At 42.3% G+C, this 21,439-nt stretch carries 22 protein-coding genes; 18 read left to right on the forward strand and 4 right to left on the reverse strand.

Going from position 1 to position 21,439, the window contains the following annotated elements:
- Window positions 1–21: 21 nt before the first annotated feature.
- A complete protein-coding gene (locus ACOJUN_RS22605; RefSeq protein ID WP_422134109.1) occupies window positions 22–1,089 on the forward strand; it encodes a DUF6716 putative glycosyltransferase in 1,068 nt (355 codons plus the stop codon).
- 105 nt (window positions 1,090–1,194) lie between these two features.
- On the opposite strand, the gene ACOJUN_RS22610 is transcribed toward ACOJUN_RS22605, so the two are convergent.
- Window positions 1,195–1,899: an acyltransferase gene (locus ACOJUN_RS22610; protein ID WP_422134110.1), complete on the reverse strand. Its 705-nt coding sequence runs from the start codon at window positions 1,897–1,899 to the stop codon at window positions 1,195–1,197.
- A 1,380-nt stretch (window positions 1,900–3,279) separates the two neighbouring features.
- Here ACOJUN_RS22610 and ACOJUN_RS22615 point away from each other — a divergent pair.
- From ACOJUN_RS22615 to ACOJUN_RS22630, 4 genes are read left to right on the forward strand one after another with little or no spacing between them, the layout of a single operon-like run.
- Window positions 3,280–4,059, forward strand: a complete 780-nt coding sequence (locus ACOJUN_RS22615; protein ID WP_422134111.1) for an ABC transporter permease — start codon at window positions 3,280–3,282, stop codon at window positions 4,057–4,059.
- Window positions 4,056–4,709 carry an ABC transporter ATP-binding protein gene (locus ACOJUN_RS22620; protein WP_422134112.1) on the forward strand — a complete coding sequence of 218 codons (654 nt, stop codon included), beginning with the start codon at window positions 4,056–4,058 and terminating at the stop codon, window positions 4,707–4,709. Before ACOJUN_RS22615 ends, ACOJUN_RS22620 begins: the two co-directional genes overlap by 4 nt.
- A gap of 20 nt (window positions 4,710–4,729) precedes the next feature.
- Entirely contained in the window at window positions 4,730–5,983 is a 1,254-nt protein-coding gene (locus tag ACOJUN_RS22625) for a hypothetical protein (RefSeq protein ID WP_422134113.1), read from the forward strand.
- 58 nt (window positions 5,984–6,041) lie between these two features.
- Window positions 6,042–7,679 carry a polysaccharide biosynthesis/export family protein gene (locus tag ACOJUN_RS22630; RefSeq protein ID WP_422134114.1) on the forward strand — a complete coding sequence of 546 codons (1,638 nt, stop codon included), beginning with the start codon at window positions 6,042–6,044 and terminating at the stop codon, window positions 7,677–7,679.
- Window positions 7,680–7,819: 140 nt separating this feature from the next.
- Here ACOJUN_RS22630 and ACOJUN_RS22635 read toward each other — a convergent pair whose 3' ends face one another.
- Window positions 7,820–8,050, reverse strand: coding sequence for a hypothetical protein (locus ACOJUN_RS22635; protein WP_422134115.1), 231 nt, complete (start codon window positions 8,048–8,050; stop codon window positions 7,820–7,822).
- Window positions 8,051–8,429: 379 nt separating this feature from the next.
- Here ACOJUN_RS22635 and ACOJUN_RS22640 point away from each other — a divergent pair, with 379 nt between their 5' ends.
- The 12 genes from ACOJUN_RS22640 to ACOJUN_RS22695 all read left to right on the forward strand — a co-directional run bounded on the left by ACOJUN_RS22640 (window position 8,430) and on the right by ACOJUN_RS22695 (window position 19,144).
- Window positions 8,430–8,741 (forward strand): AbrB/MazE/SpoVT family DNA-binding domain-containing protein, encoded by a 312-nt coding sequence (locus ACOJUN_RS22640; RefSeq protein ID WP_422134116.1) that lies wholly within the window; start codon window positions 8,430–8,432, stop codon window positions 8,739–8,741.
- On the forward strand, window positions 8,728–9,120 hold the full coding sequence (locus ACOJUN_RS22645) for a PIN domain-containing protein (RefSeq protein ID WP_422134117.1): 393 nt from the start codon (window positions 8,728–8,730) through the stop codon (window positions 9,118–9,120). Before ACOJUN_RS22640 ends, ACOJUN_RS22645 begins: the two co-directional genes overlap by 14 nt.
- A 9-nt stretch (window positions 9,121–9,129) precedes the next feature.
- A complete protein-coding gene (locus ACOJUN_RS22650; RefSeq protein WP_422134118.1) occupies window positions 9,130–9,555 on the forward strand; it encodes a nucleotidyltransferase substrate binding protein in 426 nt (141 codons plus the stop codon).
- 159 nt (window positions 9,556–9,714) lie between these two features.
- Window positions 9,715–10,026, forward strand: a complete 312-nt coding sequence (locus ACOJUN_RS22655) for a nucleotidyltransferase domain-containing protein (protein WP_422134119.1) — start codon at window positions 9,715–9,717, stop codon at window positions 10,024–10,026.
- A gap of 99 nt (window positions 10,027–10,125) precedes the next feature.
- Window positions 10,126–10,620 (forward strand): hypothetical protein, encoded by a 495-nt coding sequence (locus tag ACOJUN_RS22660; protein WP_422134120.1) that lies wholly within the window; start codon window positions 10,126–10,128, stop codon window positions 10,618–10,620.
- Window positions 10,617–10,916: a nucleotidyltransferase domain-containing protein gene (locus tag ACOJUN_RS22665; protein ID WP_422134121.1), complete on the forward strand. Its 300-nt coding sequence runs from the start codon at window positions 10,617–10,619 to the stop codon at window positions 10,914–10,916. The genes ACOJUN_RS22660 and ACOJUN_RS22665 overlap by 4 nt, the downstream gene beginning before the upstream one ends.
- A 232-nt stretch (window positions 10,917–11,148) precedes the next feature.
- Window positions 11,149–12,291: a glycosyltransferase gene (locus ACOJUN_RS22670; protein ID WP_422134122.1), complete on the forward strand. Its 1,143-nt coding sequence runs from the start codon at window positions 11,149–11,151 to the stop codon at window positions 12,289–12,291.
- Between the two features lie 18 nt (window positions 12,292–12,309).
- On the forward strand, window positions 12,310–13,587 hold the full coding sequence (locus ACOJUN_RS22675; protein WP_422134123.1) for a nucleotide sugar dehydrogenase: 1,278 nt from the start codon (window positions 12,310–12,312) through the stop codon (window positions 13,585–13,587).
- A 51-nt stretch (window positions 13,588–13,638) separates the two neighbouring features.
- Entirely contained in the window at window positions 13,639–16,362 is a 2,724-nt protein-coding gene (locus tag ACOJUN_RS22680) for a glycosyltransferase (protein WP_422134124.1), read from the forward strand.
- A 14-nt stretch (window positions 16,363–16,376) separates the two neighbouring features.
- Window positions 16,377–17,177 (forward strand): hypothetical protein, encoded by an 801-nt coding sequence (locus ACOJUN_RS22685; protein WP_422134125.1) that lies wholly within the window; start codon window positions 16,377–16,379, stop codon window positions 17,175–17,177.
- 556 nt (window positions 17,178–17,733) lie between these two features.
- Window positions 17,734–18,252 carry a hypothetical protein gene (locus tag ACOJUN_RS22690; protein WP_422134126.1) on the forward strand — a complete coding sequence of 173 codons (519 nt, stop codon included), beginning with the start codon at window positions 17,734–17,736 and terminating at the stop codon, window positions 18,250–18,252.
- A gap of 4 nt (window positions 18,253–18,256) precedes the next feature.
- Window positions 18,257–19,144 (forward strand): Kiwa anti-phage protein KwaB-like domain-containing protein, encoded by an 888-nt coding sequence (locus tag ACOJUN_RS22695; RefSeq protein ID WP_422134127.1) that lies wholly within the window; start codon window positions 18,257–18,259, stop codon window positions 19,142–19,144.
- Between the two features lie 98 nt (window positions 19,145–19,242).
- Here ACOJUN_RS22695 and ACOJUN_RS22700 read toward each other — a convergent pair whose 3' ends face one another.
- Window positions 19,243–19,590, reverse strand: coding sequence for a type II toxin-antitoxin system RelE/ParE family toxin (locus ACOJUN_RS22700; protein WP_422134128.1), 348 nt, complete (start codon window positions 19,588–19,590; stop codon window positions 19,243–19,245).
- A gap of 2 nt (window positions 19,591–19,592) precedes the next feature.
- The gene (locus ACOJUN_RS22705; protein WP_422134129.1) at window positions 19,593–19,928 is read right to left on the reverse strand and encodes a type II toxin-antitoxin system Phd/YefM family antitoxin; all 336 of its coding nucleotides are present in this window, start codon (window positions 19,926–19,928) and stop codon (window positions 19,593–19,595) included.
- A gap of 161 nt (window positions 19,929–20,089) precedes the next feature.
- Here ACOJUN_RS22705 and glmM point away from each other — a divergent pair, with 161 nt between their 5' ends.
- Window positions 20,090–21,439: a phosphoglucosamine mutase gene (gene glmM, locus ACOJUN_RS22710; protein ID WP_422134130.1), complete on the forward strand. Its 1,350-nt coding sequence runs from the start codon at window positions 20,090–20,092 to the stop codon at window positions 21,437–21,439.

Here is a 21,439-nt window from a genome sequence, read left to right on the forward strand (position 1 = left end):
TATAACGTCAGCTGATACAATTTGCTTAAAAAATACTCATCATTAAATTTATCGAAATATGCAATTAAACATTCACTGGGTGATTGTTTTAAGAATGATATTTTGATTGAGAACTTGACTAACAAACAATTTATTAATTTTTTTGAACAAAATCATTCAAAGCTGATTGTTAGTTGTTTTTCTGGATACATTGAGGGGGATGATGCAACCATTTTATCCAGAGTCCAGTCTGATCTAATATTATTCAATTGTCCCAACGATTACGAAAGATATATAGAATTATCGAAAGAGCTTGCTTTTTCACCAGATAACGCTTTTTGTTTTGGCTACCCTCAGCTTTTAAACATCAAACATAACTTCGTCAACAAACAAAAAGATATAGTTTTTTTTGAGCAGCTTGTTGCGCCCAGGAATTTTCGTGAAAGATGTTATTTATTAAAAAAACTCGTTCATTTAGCGAAATCAAAACCTCAGGAAACCATATTAATAAAGCCCCGCTGCAAACTCGGCGGCAGAACAATTCATAAACAAATATGGCATCTAGAAAGAATAAGAAAATTACTGAAATTAAAATTTCCGGATAATTTGCGATTTACCTACGAACCGGTCGAAGAAATCCTTCAGCACACTGACCTATGCATTACTGTCAGTTCAACTGTCGCAATAGAGGCTATGGCTCGTGGCATCCCAACAGCCATTGTAAGTGATTTTGGCGTACGAAAAGATATACATACAGCTAGCTTTGTAGGCAGTGGATGCCTGGCAACCTTTGATCAACTGGCTACTGGGTGTGTGCCTTCGGTTAACCGACAGTGGTTAGAAAAAAATGTAAAAACACCTGATATGGAGGCATTAAAAATAAAACTAAATGAGCTTCTGATTCTTAAAAATAAAGGCCTGTTACCACATCGTCATATGCCAGATGGAACTTTTTCAAAAGTACCGGACAACAGGCCATTATTGTTAAAAAGAATGAAAAAGCTAATGAGTGATCCTATAGGATTTTGTAATGACTCCAGGTATAAAGTTTTAAGAAATTTTGCAACAATTATCGACTCAAAAACCAATAGACAGGGAGTCTCACAATAAAGTCTGACCACAAAACATATTTTATATGCAGTAGCCACAACCTATTATGACATTTACCCGACAGAAGCCGTTTTCACCATTAGCTCAGATATTGAGCACAGTGTTTTAGAAGCTTTCTATTTTTTTCACAATAGTGTCGCGTAAACCTTCTGGAATGAGATCCTTATATTTTTTTAAATATCTTACAATGATAGGTTCATCAAGATAGCTATCAATTTTATTCAATCTTGACCAGATGACATCACTTTTAACCAGCTTCGCTGGTGATCCGGCCCATACCGAAAACGGTGTAGTTTTCCCTGTAACAGTTGAGTTAATGCCAACACTACTGCATGGTTGGATTTGCGCCCCTTTTAAGATAGTCACATTTTTTCCTATCCAGCAATAATCACTCACTTCAATACTCTTGCATTGATTGATTTTTGTATCGCTGGCTAAATCAAAAATAGGATGAGAATCGGTCGTCCTGAGCTGAACCCCGGCAGCTAACATACAATCGTCACCAAAGATTATGGATGCTTTTTCGGCGATTAATTCCAGTCTGTTTCCAAATCTGCACCTGAGACCAATATTAACGCTAGCTTTGTGAGAAACACTTAAGCTCCCCCCAAAGAAAATTGCACCTTTTCTGATAATAACACTATTATGATCACCAATAAGCTCGATCTTGAGATTATTGATTTTGGCGCCTGACTCAATAAGCAGCGTATTACCGCTCCCCTTAGCCATTATACTAAGACCATTGATATCACTATTCATTTTGTTGATAGTAATATCGTTGCAATGTGTGTCTGCGTTGATTGATATCATTTTAATCTGGTTTCATCTTTCAGAGCCTTCGAGAAAAGCAGATTTTACCCAGCGGGTAAAGCAATCCAGAAATTAACCAGGATAAAGATGGCTGATCCTTAGCTTGAACTTATAATCCGAGGACATGCCTCTGAACAGTTCCGCAAAAAGCTCGCAACCAACCTTTTTTCTTTACCAACCTCCCCTAAATACCGACATTAGTGATGATGTCGAAATTACCGATCACAAGGATATCGTTAAAGCCGTGTTCACATGACGCCAAAGAACGAGTATCTTCGAAATTTTCAAGTAAAGCGAGAAGGGATCAGGCTAATAAGTTTTAGGAAGTTCCGGATTATATACCTCTACCTCAACCTGTCAAATAGTGCGCAAGCCCTGCATCATTACTATTTTCGTTGACCCGATGCATTAGCCTGAATGTCGTTTTTTTCTGATAGAGCCTGAGTAGAGCAAAACTTGTGCGCAAGCTCCTTAGTTCAGATGTTGGCTATCCCAGCGCTTTCGACTAGTGATTCAGGTACATCTGGCCACTCCCTATCGGAGCCCAGCGACGCATCGGAATGGATGTCTAGGACTTATGTTGCGCCTTCAATACCGCCCCAATGCTCACGATGCTCTTCCAATGCCGTGACTCTCTCCAAAAGACTCACACTACTTACCCCAATGGTTTTTTATTCGAGATTGGAACGTAGCAGATAAAAGAAGAGCTGCAACTCAGTTACATAGAGGGCCTAAAGCAAGGAAACCAGGGCGAAAAATCACCCAGCACCGCTGAGCAAAATGACCACAGACATTACCGCACAGAAAGTGCGATTGGATTGCGCGATGCTGGCGACTCTTTAAACGACACTAACCTTACACCAAGTCTTTCATAACTGGATAAACACTAAAATACACTAACATGGTAATATAATAGGACATTGGCGATTATCATGCTTTTCTTATTTCTCCAAGCAGGTATACTACCTATTGTATGAAACATTAGTACCATATAAATTACAAAAAGCCTACAAAACCAGACATTTTATGAACAAAGCATGAATATGAACAACAGCAATCAAGATACCTGATCCGCCTTTATACCCAGAGTTTATTGCCTTCCTTGTCTTCGCACCTGTACAAGAACATAGCCGCAATAATCGGTGTAACAAAAACGAAATAATCAAGTGCGACAATACACAATTACCTGAATAAAACACAAAGCTTATAGTACTCAGCCAAATTTCCCAACACGCTGTTTCAGTATATGCGTGCTCGTACCTGTCCTATGACAATTCATGCAGCAAATCTCGAAGGGCGGTAGCGTGCCTGAATATAAATCGATGCAAATCCAAGTTACAAACCTGCTAATGGCTCGAGCTGACTGACCTCATTTTTCTGATGCAATCAAGATCACCCTTACAAATTCAGTATGCTGTACTGCATGCGCTGCTCACACGCGAGCTTAAAACCCGCTTTGGAGCTTACCGGCTTGGCATAGCCTGGGCCTTTATTGAACCTGTGCTGCAGATAGCTGTTTTCATGGGGCTGTTTTACTTTGGCGGTCGAAGCTCTGTCGGAGGCCTTGAAATCCCCATATTTCTGGCCACCGGTATTGCCCCCTTTCTATATTTCAAGAAAGTCATAACGCAATCATTGAGCGCAGTGAATGCCAACAAAAACCTACTCATATACCGTCAGGTAAGAGTCTTTGACACCTTTTTGAGCCGCTTCATACTTGAATTTATAACATCTTTTATTGTCTTATCCGGGATAATTCTGATCACCTGGTGGGTTGGTTATGAAGTCAATCTGGTAAACAGCCTGATTATCATTTATTCCTACTGTTTGTTGAGCATCATTGCATTTGGTCTGGGTTTGATCTTTGGCGTCATCAATACGCTTTACCCTGAGCCTGGAAAATTTATACCCGCCTTGCTCAGACCACTCATGTTCATCTCTGGCACATTCTTCTCCATCAACGAGCTGCCTTCTGCTGCACAGGAAATCTTGCTGTGGAATCCACTGGTCCATATTTTTGAATTTATGCGCTCAGGTTTTTCATACGACTATGATACCAGCCTGCTCAGTCTTGAATACGTAGAGATGTGGGCCTTAACAACCTTAACTTTAGGCCTTCTGATGCTCCGGGCTAACTGGCGCAGGATGCTGACACAGTGATCACTTTCAATAACGTCACAAAATATTATCCGACTCCCAAAGGCCGCCACTACATACTCAAAGATGTAGACCTTGTTTTGCCAGGTGATAAAAACATCGGAGTGTTTGGAGCCAACGGAAGTGGCAAGTCCACTCTAATGCGACTGCTGGCGGGTGTCGACCATCCCAACAAAGGCAGTATCAAAATAGCAGGCAATGTTTCATGGCCTCTGGGGCTTTCCGGTTACCAGGGCAGTATGACGGGCCGAGAGAACGCTGAATTTATCTGCCGGATTTACGGAAAAAACAAAGATGAGATCAAGGATAAGATCGAATACATCAAAAACTTTTCTGAACTGAATGACTTTTTCGAAATGCCTCTCAAAAGCTACTCTTCCGGAATGAGATCCAAATTCTCATTCGCCGTCTGCATGGCTTTTGACTTTGACTACTACCTGATTGATGAGCTTACAGCCGTAGGTGACAAGCGATTCAGAGAAAAATGTCGTAAAACCTTTGATGCCAAAAAAGGGATAGCCAACTTTCTTTTTGTTTCACACAACATCAATGAGCTAAAGCGGCAGTGTGACATTGGCATTTATATAAAAGACGGCTCAATCCATGTTCATGACAGCATAGATGATGCCATTGCCGCCTATAACTCGATGTAAATTGACCTGACCCTATCGACATGCCAGACACTATTCAAGCACCACCTCAAACACCTCCTAAAGAAGAAAAACCAGCCAGTAAAAGCGAAGTTCTTCGAACTCCACCAGAGCACAAACAGACTGTCGCTCCTGCATATACCATCAAGAAAAAGCTAAAACAGCTTAACCTTGCCCATAAACTCAAGTCAGCACTTCTGACTCATCAAACCGGGCAGTGGTTTACCGCTATTGTTCTTATTCCCTGGGCACTCTGTGCAATATACTTTACCCTGATCGCTTCGGACCGATATGTGTCCGAGGCCAGCTTTCTTATTGAGCGAAGTGACTCAGGCGGCGGCTCTATTGAAGGCCTCAGTCTGTTTGGCGTGACTCCACAAGCCAGCAATGACCAGAAGATTCTGGAGACCTTTATACAGTCGCCCGATATGCTGGAGCACCTGGATCAAAAGCTTTCATTGAAACAGCATTACATTGAATCTGCCGACTGGATTTCCAGACTCTCCCCATCTGCCAGTCAGGAAGATTTTCTCGACTTTTATCGCAGCCATATCAATGTGCGATACAACGATACCAATGGCATGCTGGATATGGAGGTTCAGGGATTTGAGCCTGAATACACCAAAAAAGTCACCGACCTGATCCTTTTAAAGAGCGAGAGCTTTGTAAATGACATCAGTCACAACCTGGCCAATGAACAATTAACCTTTGTACGTTCCGAAGTCGAGCGGGCTGAACAAAGGCTCAAGGACTTCACGCGAAGATTATTAAACTTCCAGAACGAAACCGGATTACTGAGCGTCGAAGAACAGGGAGCTGCACTGAGCGGCATCATGAATGAACTTCAGGCTGAACTGATCAGAAGCCAGACCGAGTTACAGACCCTGACGTCTTACCTGAACGAAAACTCAGCTCAAGTCATTGCATTAAAACAACGGATCAGTGCTCTTCAATCTCAGATCACCACAGAAAAGGACAAGCTGGTCGATAGTGATGCTACTTCGCTGAACGAACTTGCTGCTCAACAACAAGAGTTACAACTGGATCTGGAGCTGGCTACCCAGGCCTATACGTCGGCACTGGTTGCCCTGGAAACAACACGCACAGAGGCAAGCCGAAAATTAAAGCAGCTGGTCGTCGTCAGCAGTCCATACCAGGCGCAGGATGCCAAATACCCCAGGGTGGCCTACTCACTTATCAACATACTGCTGATTTTGCTGATGATATTTGCTCTGGCACGAATGATTCGCGCCACTATCCATGAGCATCGTGATTGACGAAAGATCAAGAAAACAGCATCGTTAAAGCATTCCTGATTTCCCAGACTATGAATTTATGAAACAACAACTCATCTCTTCAACAGCTGCACTCATGCTGAGTGTGGCTGCTTACGCAAACACACCGATCCCCGAATCTACTGAAACGGAAACAGTAGGCCCGGAACTCGTTGAAACCGTCACGCAACATCCGGTATTCGGTCAAAATTTATTTGAAGGGTTCAAACAGGCCGAGTTTAAAGGCTTCAACCCTGAGTACACTCTGGCCATTGGTGACAGAGTAACCCTGCAAATGTGGGGAGCTTATGAAGTGGCCGTAGAACTTACGGTCGATGCACAAGGTAATGTCTTTATTCCACAGGTAGGACCCGTAAAGCTGCAAGGTGTTGCCAACAAAGACCTGAACCAGGTTATCGAGAAAAAAGTTCGCAGTGTTTACCAAAAAAATGTCAACGTCTACTCCAGCCTGAATGCAGCAGAACCGGTTAAACTGTTTGTCACCGGCTTTGTTCAATCACCCGGCCTTTATGGCGGCTTTTCATCGGATTCAATACTGGCCTTTCTGGCAAAAGCCGGTGGTATACGTCCAGAGTCTGGTAGTTATCTGAACGTTGAGCTAAAACGGAACGGCAAGACCCGAGCTATTTTTAACCTCTATGAGTTTCTTCTCACAGGTACCATTGAACAGGTTCAACTGGGCGACGGTGACACTCTGGTTGTCAACACACGACAAGGGGTAGCCGCTTTTGATGGACTGGTTGAAAACCCGGTTCAGATCGAATTCGCCAACGGCCAGACGGCTCTGAAAGACGCTCTGGATATGGTCGGTGTGTTACCCGAGGCCACCCACGTTCGGATTGCCAGAAACCAGATGGCCAAGCGCAACGTGGAATACCTGCCTATTGCCAAAACAGCGGACGTGCAACTTCATAGTGGCGATGAAGTCACCGTTGTTTCTGACAAAATGCCGGGAACCATCAGTGTATCAGTCGAGGGGGAACACAACGGTCAGGCTATTTATATCCTTCCTTACGGCAGCACCATTAAAGATCTGATGGCCCGGCTCTCCCCTAACGACCGGTCCAATATGGAAGCCATGCAACTCTTCAGAGAGTCTGTAGCAAAACGCCAGAAAGCCATGCTTGATGTGCAGCTAAAACAGCTTGAGCAAGCGGCACTCTCGGCACGAAGCAAAAGCATAGGCGAAGCCAACTTGAGAAAGGCCGATGCACAATCGATCCTGCAATTTGTAGAAAGAGCCAGACAGGCAGTCCCTCGTGGTCAGGTGCTGCTGGGCCAGAATAAAACCCGCATGGATGTCATGCTGAAAGACCAGGATAGAATCGTTATTCCTAATGACACCGTTCTGGTTCAGGTGCATGGCGAAGTCATGTTCCCCAATGCCATGGTCTTTGATAATGAAAAAACCATCAACGACTACGTTTCCGCAGCAGGGGGCTACTCTCAAAAAGCCGATCAATCCCGAGTGCTGGTCCTGCATCAGGATGGAACGATTTCTCGCATTGAATACAACGATGGTCTGTTCAGTAGTGGTTTAGCGAAATACGACGTTAAACCCGGAGACGAAATCCTGGTGATGCCACAGGTCGATGAAAAAACCATGCAATATACCAGTGATATTATGCAGGTCATTTATCAGGTGGCTATGAGTGCGGCGGTGGTGTTGAGGCTATAGCACTTTTTTGCGGTTATGAAAGGGTATTACTTTAGGTAGTACCCTTTCATGCTTATCCGTAGAAAAGCCGATCAAATCGAAATAACTGGTAATGTGGGTAAAATCTCTGATACAGCTTATTCCGCTCAACTCGAAGAGCATTAAGCCAGGCCATCAAGGCAGCTGCGATCCGATGGATCAAAACCATCGGCAGGTTTGCCATTTTCTGCCATATGCCACTGGAAAGGCACCTGCTCCGGTTTATTCTGCTGTGTGGAAATAGCCATGCGAATGAGTTGGTTTGCCAACTGGCTCACGGTTGTGCGCTCCCTGGCGGCTTGCTCCTTGAGCTGAGCAAGCAAGCCCGGCTCTAGATCCAGTGTTGTTCTCATGGTTTAAGCCCTTTTTTTAGTTTGATACATCATGAATGTGATAATAGTGCATCATGGTGCATTGGCAAATCATCATTAACAGAACCGGTTTTGACACTCACCTTTCCAGTAGTATCCAGTCAATAGCTGGGGCTAATGATTATTAATGGAATGGTGTGCAAATGACTGGTTAATATATGATCAATCCGTCGTCTGTTTGTACGGTTAATCCTGGTAATTTCAGTGCTACCTTTGCTTTATTGATAAATGTCCATGTATATGCGAAACAATACCGTTCTGGTGAGAGTCTATGGTGAAATAATGTTCCTAAATGACATGGTACCCACTGAGTGCAAACATCGGCTTGCGCCCTTTGACACGTAGACTTCCAGGTATTACTTTGAGTAATACCTTTATTTTCGGGAAGTCAGCCATGGCCAGCAGCTCTATTACCACCAAGGGACAAGTGACCATCCCCAGCGCCTTGCGGGAGAAATTCCAGTTGGAACCGGGCGATAAGGTGCTGTTTTTAGAAAAAGACGGGGTAATCACCCTGGTACCCATGAAACAGGATATTACCCACCTGGCCGGTTGCCTTGCCGACGATGTGGGCGGACGCCGGGCATCCCTTGAAGATATGGAATCCGCTATCAGGGAGGGCGCCACTAAGGATTGGGGGCAGAACAAGGAGCTTGACAATGGAAGGGATTGATACAAATGTACTTATCCGCTTCCTGGTCAAAGATGACCTGCAGCAGTACCAACAGGCACTGTCACTGTTTATCGGAATGCCGAAGGTTTATCTCTCCCCCATCGTGCTGGTAGAAACGGTATGGGTACTCAGTCATTTCTATCAGGTCAAGCGGTTACGACAGTGCGAGATATTAAAGGCTTTTATTTGCCAACAGGGCGTTGTCACCGATGACCGGCAAGCGGTCATGGCTGCACTGGATGACTATGAACAAGGGTATGACTTTGCAGATGCAATGATTGGCCACTATAACCTCAGTCATCAATGCAAAAAGACCTGGACCTTTGACAGAAAAGCATCAAGACTGCCAGCCTTTAGCCTGATTCAACCAGATCACTGAAATAACAGGATGGAAAAGCAACAAGATAGTCGCTGGAAGCAACGATTTGATAACTACCAGCGTGCCTTAGGCCGATTGCAGGCAGCTGTCAGTCTGGCCAACCATCGTGTGTTGAGTGAGCTTGAAAAACTGGGTTTGATCAAAGTCTTTGAGTTTACCCATGAGTTGGCCTGCAATACCCTGAAAGGCTTTTTGATTGAGCGCGGGGCTGAAAGAATTTACGGTTCCAGGGACGTCACTCGCCTCGCCTTCAAAGAAGGGCTTATAGAGCAGGGTGAAATCTGGATGAGTATGATTAAAAGCAGAAACCTGACATCTCACACCTATCGGGAAGAAGTTGCTCAGGAAATCTATGAAAATATCATCAGCCAGTATTTTTTTGAATTCAAAGCACTGGAGCAGATGTTAAAAAGGCTAGCAGCCTGTCGGACTTAAGCGTCCGTAGCGAGGATTGCAAGAAATTGAGGATAAAAATCTCTGTTTCTGAGGAGAATAGCGAGCTATTTGACGAAGAAACAGGGATTTTTAGACCAATTTATTGCAACCGCAGTAGGACAGTCTTAAGTCCGACAGGCTGCTAGGTGACGATAACTCATGAAATTTGGCTTAAGTGATAAAACCATAGAAGCCATTCAAGACGTATTAAACCGACACCAGCAAGTTGGGAGCGCCATTATTTATGGTTCCAGAGCAAAAGGAAACTACCGCACAGGCTCAGATATTGATCTAACCCTGGTGGCCGCAGAGGGTAAAACACTGGATTTAAACCTGCTGTTCAAAATTGATGATGCATTGGATAACCTGCTATTGCCTTACAGTTTTGATCTCTCGATTCTGGAAGACATTGATAACCCGGCGCTGGTTGAGCATATTCAGCGGGTGGGAAGGCTTTTTTATCAGAGCTGACTCTCCCCGCTTATCGGGCAAAGCTTTACGGCGAAACTGGTAAGTTAGCAATCTTGGCAGCATACTGGGTTCAAAGCTTTCAGAACCTTGAGACGAACAATGCCACTCAATACAAAATATCTATCTCTTTTTGAGCAAAACTGGTCTGAATCCCAAAGAGCCGTCAAACGCATGGAAGCCTCACTCAGGAGGCTTGAAGAGCACTTTCCATTGACTGCTCAAGCACTCAAGTCGGAAGATGAAGCGCTATTTGAAAAACTCGACGCTTTCAGAGTTCGATTTGCAGGCCTGCAAGACTGTATTGGCAACAAGCTCTTCAGAAACTTACTACTAATGGAAGATGAAGAAGGCTTGAATATGGCAGATACGTTATCCCGGATGGAAAAGCGACATATCCTCAGTTCCGCCGACAGCTGGCGGAAAATGCGTGAAATTCGCAATGTATTTTCTCACGACTACCCGGAGGCTGAATCACAACGGGCTGAAGCTCTCAACATGGCATGGGCTGTGGCTCCCGAACTGATTAAAATCACCGATCAGATCGAAGCTTACCTACTCAAGCTCCACAATTTAAAGTTAGGTGGTGACGATTGAGAATCAGTCCGAAGCAAAAAAACGACATCATAGAGTTGGTCAGGAAAGAGATCAGCCAGCAGGCCCGGGTCTGGCTCTTTGGCTCCAGGGCCAGAAATGACGCACGAGGTGGCGATATTGACTTGTTGATTGAAGTCGATGGATTGAGCAACCCGGTCGAAAAGAAAATCAACTTACGCCTCGCCCTGGAAGACCGATGGGGTGAGCAAAAAGTAGATATTTTGATTCACGATACACAGCACCCGGAACAACCCATTCACCAAATTGCCAAATTGGAAGGTGTTCGCTTGGTTTAGGGTCTATCAGTTGAATAAACGAGCTACGGTGATACCCTGGCTTTCAACACACGACAAGGTATCACCTCTTTTAATGGACTGTTAGAAAACCCAGTTCAGATTGAATTAACCAACGACCAAGTAATTTATATTTTTCCCTACAACAGATAGATCTGATTTCTGAACTCACCAACCCTTAACGACCTGTCAAAATGCTATTCGATAGGCTATTCCGTGACTTGTTCTTATTAATATGAAAGATAGTATTTTACCCACTACAGCAAATGTCGAAGACAGCTCTGTCTATCGCTGCACAGTTAAAGTCGAAAACGTAGACAACTACACAGCATTAAAGCTGACTGGAAAAAACAAAGATGGCAGCTTAATACTAAATCGTGATTTAAAAAGCGACGGTGAAATATCAACAATATTCTTTACCAAAGACAAGCCCGAATGCCTTAATATTCAACTAACAAGCAAGTGCAAAAAACCAATTAATACAAATAAGACTATTAAATACTTTCGTCTAGAAAAAGTTGGCTGCACTCAAAAAAACATCAAACTCAATACCAGTCAAGATACTATTTGCGCTGCAATTGCGACTTATCCTGCAAGGCAAAGAAGCTTACTCATAACTATTGATTCATTGATAAATCAGGTTGACTATTTACTCTTGTATTTAAATGAATATCAAGAAATACCACTAGAGATCAAAGAGCATAGCCAACGAAATAAAATTATTTGTATTATTGATGAGACAGGTAACCGCAGAGCAGAAGCAAAATTCCATTGGTTACAAAAAACAAATGGTTACTATCTGACATGTGACGATGATATCATTTATCCTGAGAATTATGTCTTCAGAACAGTATCTGCAATCGATAAACATAACCGTAAAAAAGTAGTTGGTTATCACGGTATTATTTTCAAGAAATATGTAGCAAGCTTCAAAGCCGATAGAAAGGAATTCTATAAGTTCACTGAAACGGTAAAAGAAGATAAGGTCTGCCACTTATTGGGGACTGGTGTTAGTGGATTTCATACTAGTCTATTTACAAAAGTGAATAGCCAAATTTTAAACGAATATCCATATGCAGTAGACCCAGCTTTTGCAGTAATCTGCAAGAAAAACAATATTGAAATGTTATGTTTATCTCATGAAGAAGGGTGGCTAGAGTCATCCCCATACATGCTTTATGGTTTACATGAAGAAAAACAAAATTTCAAAGATATTAAAAATTCAGTTAACAAATTACTAACTAATAATAGCCCTTGGGGAGGCTACTCAATTTTCAAACCCTTTGCATATATAAAACTAAATGCAAAATTTAGAAAACTGATAAATAATCCCAGGCAATTTTTTAAGGACAGCTACCTAGGTAGTAAAATTAAGTAAATCGGTACAACAAACAGTATGTTTAATTTAGAAAACACAAAAATCGCAGTAATCGGCCTTGGCTATGTGGGACTACCACTGGCAGTTGAATTCGGCAAAAAGTTGGAAACCAAAGGGTTTGATATCAATAAAAAGCGCATTAATGAGTTGTGCGAATTTGTTGATCATACTCTGGAAGTATCCAGCGAAGAGTTAAAAGCATCAGACAAAATAACGTTTACTGATAAGCTTGATGAAATTCGTGACTGTAATGTTTACATAGTAACAGTTCCAACACCTGTTACCGAATTCAAAACTCCCGATATGACACCTGTTAAGTCTGCTAGCCGCATGTTGGGTGAAGTGGTAAAAAAAGGTGATATTATCATCTATGAAAGCACCGTTTACCCTGGCGCAACAGAAGAAGATGCTATTCCTGAGGTTGAACGTGTTTCTGGCTTAAAGTTTAATAAAGACTTCTTTGCAGGTTATAGCCCTGAGCGAATCAATCCGGGCGACAAAGTAAATACCGTTACAACTATTCAAAAAATCACTTCTGGCTCCACTCCTGAAGTAGCGGATTATGTTGATAGTCTTTATAACATGATCATTACTGCCGGTACTCACAAAGCCCCTACCATTAAAGTTGCAGAAGCAGCTAAAGTCATTGAAAACACTCAGCGTGACGTTAACATTGCTCTGGTAAATGAACTTTCTCTGATTTTTGATCGTCTGGACATTGATACAAAAGATGTAATCGAAGCCGCAGGCACAAAATGGAACTTTATTAAAATGCAGCCAGGTCTTGTTGGTGGCCATTGCATTGGTGTTGATCCTTACTACCTGGCTCACAAAGCAGAATCTGCTGGTTATTATCCTCAAATGATACTGTCTGGCCGACGGATTAATGAAGGGATGTCTGCTCACGTGGCCAACAAGGTAGTCCGCCTGATGAACAGTAAGCGAATCCATGTGGTTGGCTCCCGTATTCTGGTGCTGGGTTACACCTTCAAGGAAAACTGCCCGGATGTGCGTAACACTCAGGTAGAAAATCTGGTTAAAGAGCTGGAAGCACACAATGCTGAAGTGGATGTGTACGATCCATGGGCTAACAATCAGGAATGCTGGGAAGAATATGGTCGCGATCTGGTAAACAAGCCAGTCAGTAATGCCTATGACGCCGTTATCTTTGCCGTAGGTCACGAGCGTTTTGTTAAGAACTACAGCCAGAAAGTTGAGCAGTTTGCCAAATCAGAGCGTGTAATTTTTGATGTTAAAGGTGTGCTGCCTGTGCATCAGGTTGATGGCCGTCTGTAATTTTTGGGTAATTGTTTAACCAATACCCCGGCTTTGCCGGGGTAATTTTTTGTGGCATTTGTAGTGAACAGTAATTTTATAACTAACTTTAAGGCACAGAGAAAAGCGAAAGAGTTAAAGAGTCACTTGATAACATTGGGTGAAAAGAAAGATTACTCTTCAGTGCATCAGCTTATATCTCAGGAAACCTATCAATCGCTCTATAGCAATAACACTGCACTCTCTGTTATCAAAACTCCCCGAATCATAACGATTTTAAATGAGGCTCGTGATCATTATGTAGAGCTTGGGGAGATTGATAAGGCATATGATTGTTTTTCTCAGTCTCTGTCGATCAGAAATCGACAAAGAGAAAATATAGATTTAGAAATTTCCAGACAGATTGATCAGGGACAGCTGAGTAATGTTCTTAAGCTGGCTAAAAAAGGTTATGATGCTTATAAACATACCCGCTATCTGGCTCTTCAGGCTTTTCTTCAGGCTGTATTATCAGAGTCTTCAGATAAAAGCTGCGACCAATCTATTCTGGAAGATGTTAATGGATATATTCAGTCTGGTAAGCTGAAAGGTTTTTACCGACTTTATCTTAAAAATAAGCTTTATCACAATGACAGTACTAAAGCATTTGTCTATACGATGCTAAAAAAAGGTGTTCGAGACCCACTAATAAAGCAGCTTCTGCTAAAAATAATCAAACAGTCAAATTACCTGAATATAAAAATTTGTAATCGCTATGTTGATTTGTGCATAACGACGCTTGTTGAAGCTAACAAGTCCGTTAGTGATGCCGCCTACCTGATTGAGAATATTGATGTATTGCCAGACGGGGACAGTCGCAATATATTAAAGATACTAAAAATGGCAGGAACAGAGGGCTCATTTGATGAAGCGGAAAAATTATTTTACCGGTTAAAACTGGCTTCAAGTCGTTATCATTTGATAAAACTACTGGCTGGAACTAATGCTGAAGCCTGGATTGATCGGTTAGCCCATAATGCTTGTAAATGGAAATCGCCAACATTTATAGCAAGAATATTCAAACTGCTTTTTGATGCAGGTAAAACAACCTTATTGATTGATCTATACGATCAATTATCAAATGAACACCAGCAACATAAGCAAATATTCAACTTTTATCTTGGCTCACTGCGAGTGACAGATCAGCTGAAAAAAGCCAAAGAAATGCTGGCCGCTGCTCCAGATTCTGTACCTGAAATCACCTTGCTGACGCAAAGCTTCTTTATCAACAAAAAAGAAAAGCGATTTGGCGATGCACTTGGAAATGCCAGACAAATATATCAACTTCAATCAGATAGAAACAAGCAACGCTGGGCTATGGCCATTGTTGAGTTGCTGGCGGCAGAGTCAGATTTTGAAGCAGCATACGCTTATGTCAAGCAGCACCCCCAGTATGCTAACGCCCTGCTGCCATTGATACACTTTCGTGAAGGTACGCTGGCAAAAATAGAAGATCAGTTAAAGTCCCGCATTCTTGCCGGGGAAGTGAGTGATGAACTGCATTATTATCTCTCTTATCTACACTGTGAGAGAAAAGAGTATACTCAGGCTATTGAGCAAATTACAGCAGCGGTTAAACTTAAAGTAAGTCGACGAAATGCTTTTCTCTATATATTGCTAAAAATTGTAGTTAAAAGTGATTTTAAGGCCTGTCTTGAGTTAATTCAAAACAGTGGAATAGATAAAGATTTATTGTTTGCAAAATACTATGCTTATTCATTGATTCAGCTTGGTCGCTATCAAGATGCTGATGATTACTTATACAAACAAGTAGATGTATTCAATGCTACAGAAAAAGGCAAGTATGAAAGATTGCTTCTGCTATCTAACTCTGCACGATTGATTGGAAATCACCAAAAGTCATTCACTTTATTCTCTGAAATATTTCCAAAGAACCAACGAAATTTTGCCAGTAAGGATGATAAAACACATTCATTTTCTGTAATGAACTTACAGTCAACGGCTGATGTAATTACGGATCATAATCAACCATTGATTTCTGTTATTATGACTAACTTTGGGTGGACTGAATATACCCCAGTGGCTATTCAATCAATACTAGATCAGACGCACAGTAATTTTGAATTGGTTATTGTTGATGATCGTAGTGAATCAAATGCTTACAGAAAACTGGCTAAATTTGTAAAACACAAGAAAGACAAACGAATTAATTTAATCAGGCTTAAAAAGAATTCGGGTACATACAGAGCTAAAAACCATGGGTTAAAGGCTGCCACAGGTGAATATATTACCTTTCAGGATTCTGATGACTGGTCTCATCCAAATAGGCTGGAAGTGCAACTTGATAAATTGAAGTCTGAAAAAGTTATGGCGCTGGTAGTTAATTATTGTAGAGTTGACGTTTTTTCAGTTGTGAACTTGCATAATGGTAATATTATGCGTAAAGGACCAATCACTCTTTTCTATAAAAGAGAAGTTTTTGAGACTTTAGGGTATTTTGATTCGGTCAGGACATCGGCAGATAGTGAGCTCCTTGATCGAATAGCAGCATATTTTGGTAGTGATGCTTTGTTCCATTTTGAAGCACCCTACTATATTGCTAGTTATCATGATCGTTCGTTGACTTCTTATGGTCCTCTAAGTCTTGATCCGATATTAGGTGTCAAAGGTGCTCGCAGAGAGTATAGCTCCGCTTACAAAGCTTGGCACAAAGATATAATTGAAACTAATAAATTTTATATTGAATTTCCTGTCAAACAACGGAAATTTAATGCCCCTGAAATATTGTCTTTATAAAGCAGATTTAAATTATGGAATTAAAAACATATGAACTAGCTTATTTGCCAAGCGAAGCGAATGAGTCAGTTGTACAGACCTTATTAGGTAATATTAAGTTTGAAGCTTTCTTTGCAAAAAAAAGTGACGTTAATAAACTGGTAGTAATGTTTCCTGGTGCTATTGATCGTTCTAAATTGAGCCCGCCGGTGTATCACAGATGGTCATGGCATAAAAGAATACATGCAAATGTTGTGGTTATAAATGACCCAACTTTATATCTTGCGGATCATCTTCGTATTGGGTGGTTAGTTGGCACAAAAGATGAAAATTATTTGAAGTTAGCAAAAGAGTTTTTGCTAGATATTATAAAAAAAATATTCCCTGCAACTGACGAGGTGTGTTTCTATAGCTCAAGTGCCGGGGGCTTTATGGCTTTGCAAATGGCAGCAGAGTTTCCATTGAAGAGCAAGGTGCTGGTAAATAATTGCCAGACAAATATACTCAAGTATCACAAAGGACATGTAAAACACTTTACTGATTTATGCTTCCCCGAAATGACACACTCCGATATTGAAAATATTTATGGAGAAAGAGTTTCTCTCATTAAGCGTTATGAAAACTGCACACTTCCCAGAACGGTTTATTTACAGTCTGTATCCGACGTTTTTCACTTAAATAATCATTGTTTGCCATTTATTCAGTCGCTTGGTAATGACTCTATTGACAACCATTCTAATTTAACAGTTCAATTTTATCGGGATGATGAACGTGGTCATGGTCCTTTAGATCAGGAAAAATCGTTAGCAGCATTGCATAAATTGTTACAGGAATGATTTTGTGTCTGTAGTTGTTTTTGGCCTATGGATTGGTGAATTTGAATTATAGGAAACCGGGATCAAGTAACCGGGGTCAGGTCTTGACTGTTGACATCGTTTAACTCTGTTCTATTTTCAAGGCTCTTTGGCTCGTTCCCACGTATGGCAAAACATTGGCTTTAATGCTGAACCCATAAGATATCTCAAGTTGTAGGTGCGTATTCTGGTATGCATTCCCACACTGGAGAGTGGGAACGAGTCATCTCTTGAAAATACTGTAACTGCCCACGCTTTACCATCAGCTTTTTCAAAATGAGACATGATTCAGTCTTGCTCTGTTTTGAATGCTTCTGAGTCGTTCACTGTGTAAACAATAGTTAAGTGCTTGTCTTTAATATCCATGATCTAAAGTCCTGTGTTTATCGCAATATAACAACTCGCTGGACCGGGGCACCTGTTAGTGCGCTCGTCAGCTATACGGTTAGCTGCAAGGAGAAATACCACACAACAGAGTAAGCTTTAAATTTTATCAATATGTATTCTTTAATCTATAGATTTAAAAAATGGTGCTGGTATGTTTAGCTGGCTCGCAAAGCTATTATTAACAAGCACATCAATAGCACCAGTTGGTTTCACTTACGCATGGGTAGCTTGGTTTGCTGGTGAAAAAGCCTTTGCAGCATTAGCTGTATGCTTATCGTTGTTCCTTGTTTTACTTTGCATTTGGTTGTTGAGGTATGCAAACAATTCGCTCGAGAGAATAGATTTTAGCGTTTCTACAGTTGAAGCAGCTGATCGAGAAAATATGGGCTTTTTGATTTTGTATTTACTCCCATTATTCACTGCTAGTTTTGACACTCTAAATTGGGAGGTTTGGCTTCCTACCCTTGTCATTTTCGCAATAATCACTAGCACGGGGTATAGCTATCATTTCAATCCACTCCTAGGTGTAATGCGTTGGCATTTTTATAAAGTAAGCACACCTGAGGGTGTTACATATGTATTAATTACAAAGAAAGAATTAAGGCGTGCAAGCCAACCTTTGGTAGTATCTCAACTAACTGAATATATTATATTAGACACTGAGGATTAAAGTAGTGACAGGACAGCAAAATTATTTTGCGCTCGTAAAGGACGGAAATGGAAATCCTGAAGTAAAATGGATTCGTGTTAACCAAACTTTGCAAAATGAAATAGCGAGAGTTTTCACTAAGCAGAAAGCTTCATTTGAAGCTGGCATTGATACAGAAATAGAATTTAATGGCGATTGGAAGCCTGATCAAAATGAATTACTGGTAATTGATGATTTGGCAGAATCTTCACTAATGGTAAATGCCATAAATGCAAACACCTCTTCATTTTCTGATCTAAACATTTCCAATTTTACTAACGAGCCAATTAAAGCAATCTTTACTGGCACCGTTACAAATGGGAATACTACAGTGCTAGTTCAAAAGTTTTCATCTAGGCAAGCACTTTCTTTGAATGAGATTCCTATTATAAAAATGCAAACAGGTAACACTTTTGTAAAATCAACAGATAAAATTTTTACCCTTGATAACAAGCTTGTTGCAATAATTGAAAACGACACAACAAAGTTTAAGAGCTTTCACAATGCCAGAATGGTTTTTGATCTTTCAGCCCAGTACATTGAGGCAACTGATGAAGATCTTGAGGTTATCACTCAACATGCATCTATAGAAGTTCCAGATGCCAGCTCATTCATCCATGAGGCTGATACCCAAGTTAGGAAAATGGTTCATACCATTTCAAGTACAGGAGTATTAGAGAATTATTCTGTCACTGAAATATCTAATGCTGCCAATAACTTTCCAAGCGTGACCATCAATGTTAATAACGGAAAGATTGTCATGCCAACAGAGAAACGAGAACTAAAAGAAGTTCTTCATTTCTTGCTTGAAGATATTTACAAAGGCCCTCTGACTGGGAGCGATTACCTTACAAATTCAAAGAAGAGTTTGTAGCAAGGGAAAACCGAGGTCAAGGAAAAGAAAAAAGAAACCGAGGTCAGATCTTGACTCTTGAATTAAGTCAAGAAAATTTTCAAACCCCTGGATGGAATTCAACTCCTAAACAGCCGCTTTTGCAATAATGTGCTGAAATTTCTCCGCCCATCAGCGCAAAGCAATATGGCAACGATGACGTCCTGGTTATTTTTTGTTGCGTCCTCAGTTACCAGATAAATTATACGAAAAGGCTTCCTTACCAACTGCCGATATTCAGTATTCCCGAACCGGGTCAGTTCCGGAACTATGGCACCTTTATAGGGCTGCTCCCTGAGGCTTTGCAAGGCGGTATTAAAAGTCTGCCTTAATTTCACTGCCCGGGGGTTGCCAAAGTGGTCTCTGGTGTAGGTGATAATGTCCAGTATGTCCTGTCGGGCATCCTGAGTGAGAATAACTTTTGTCATGATTATTCCCCTGTACTGTTTTGTAATTCTTCATCGTTGTTATCGTCTCGGTTATTATCAGGTGCGTCATCCACCAGGAGTTGATCGATATCGGCCATTACACTGTCTGCCGTAACGGTGTGATGGTCGGCCAGCTGTCGTTTTCCCAGAGCCAGCAGTTTTAACAGGGCGATATCTTCCTGCAATGCTTCATAACTGTGGATATCCTGAATAACGGCTTTAGCTTCACCGTTCTGGGTTATCACCAGCGGCTCCCGGCTTTCTTGCAGCTGGTTCAGTATCTCGGCTGCGTTGGCTTTCAGGTAGCTGATGGGCTTGACTTGTTGTGAGAGTTTCATCTGGAATTGCCTCCATAAGACTTAATTAAGACTTAATATAGTCTAGCTGGTTTACTATCATACACAAACCTTTTGGGTTGGTTTTAGCATTAACCGCCCTGCCTTTTCTATTGAGCCGTGCAAGATAATTTTCCATCCTTTTATTCCTTTAGTGATTTCCAATGACTAGAAAATACTTCGGTACCGACGGCATCCGTGGCCGTGTCGGTCAATTTCCTATTACCCCTGATTTTGTCCAGAAACTAGGCTGGGCTGCCGGGCGTGTACTAAGCCGCCAGGGCAATAACCGGGTGTTGATCGGTAAAGATACCCGTATCTCCGGCTATATGTTCGAGTCGGCTTTAGAAGCCGGGCTTTCGGCGGCGGGGATGGATGTGTATTTGTTAGGCCCAATGCCTACGCCAGCTGTCGCTTACCTGACCCATACCTACAGCGCCAGTGCCGGTATTGTGATCAGTGCTTCCCATAACCCCTATTACGATAATGGTATCAAGTTTTTCTGTGGTGAGGGCCTCAAGTTGCCCGATGAGGTTGAGCTTCAGATTGAAGCAATGCTGGAAGAACCGTTCAGCTGTGTGCCCTGCAATGAGTTAGGTAAAGCGCGCCGTATTAATGATGCCGCTGGTCGCTATATCGAGTTTTGCAAAAGTACCGTACAACCAAGGCTGAATCTGCATGGCCTGAAGATTGTGGTGGATGCCTCCAACGGCGCCTGTTACAAAGTGGGGCCTGCGGTATTTGCTGAGTTGGGGGCTGAGGTGATCAACACCGGTATTGAGCCCAATGGCACCAATATTAATGTCGGTTTGGGTTCCACCTGTATCAACCATTTGCAGCAGCAGGTGCTGGAACATCGTGCAGATCTGGGCATCGCCTTTGATGGCGATGGTGACCGGCTGATTATGGTGGATGGCAATGGTGCCGAACTGGACGGTGATGAGTTGTTGTTTATTATGGCCTGCTCACTGCAAGACCGTGGTCTGTTGCAGGGCGGTGTGGTGGGTACGGTGATGTCCAACCTGGGAATGGAGCACGCTCTGGCCCAGCGTAATATTCCGTTTACCCGTGCAGCGGTGGGCGACCGTTATGTTAATGAGTTGCTGCTGGCCAATGGCTGGTATCTGGGTGGCGAATCCTCCGGCCATCTGATCTGCCGACAGGTGACCACCACGGGTGATGGTATTGTGGCCGCTTTGCAGTTACTGGCAGCGGTTCAGCATTCCGGTAAGACCTTGGCGGAACTGAAGCAGGGCATGAACAAGTACCCACAGCATTTGGTCAATATTGTTATGACCGAGCGCCGAGACCTTGCCCGTATTCCTGCAGTGACCCGTGCTGTTACCGAATGCGAACAGGCACTGGCTGGCTGTGGCCGAGTCTTGTTGCGCCCTTCCGGTACTGAACCCGTCGTTCGGGTGATGGTAGAAGGTGAAGATAAGGCGGAAATTACCCGGCACTGTCAGGTGTTGGCGGAGAAGGTTGAGCAGGTATTGAAGGTGTTGAACGGGTAA

It is taken from the genome of Endozoicomonas sp. ALD040 (genome assembly GCF_049275945.1).
Classification (GTDB): Bacteria; Pseudomonadota; Gammaproteobacteria; order Pseudomonadales; family Endozoicomonadaceae; genus Endozoicomonas_A.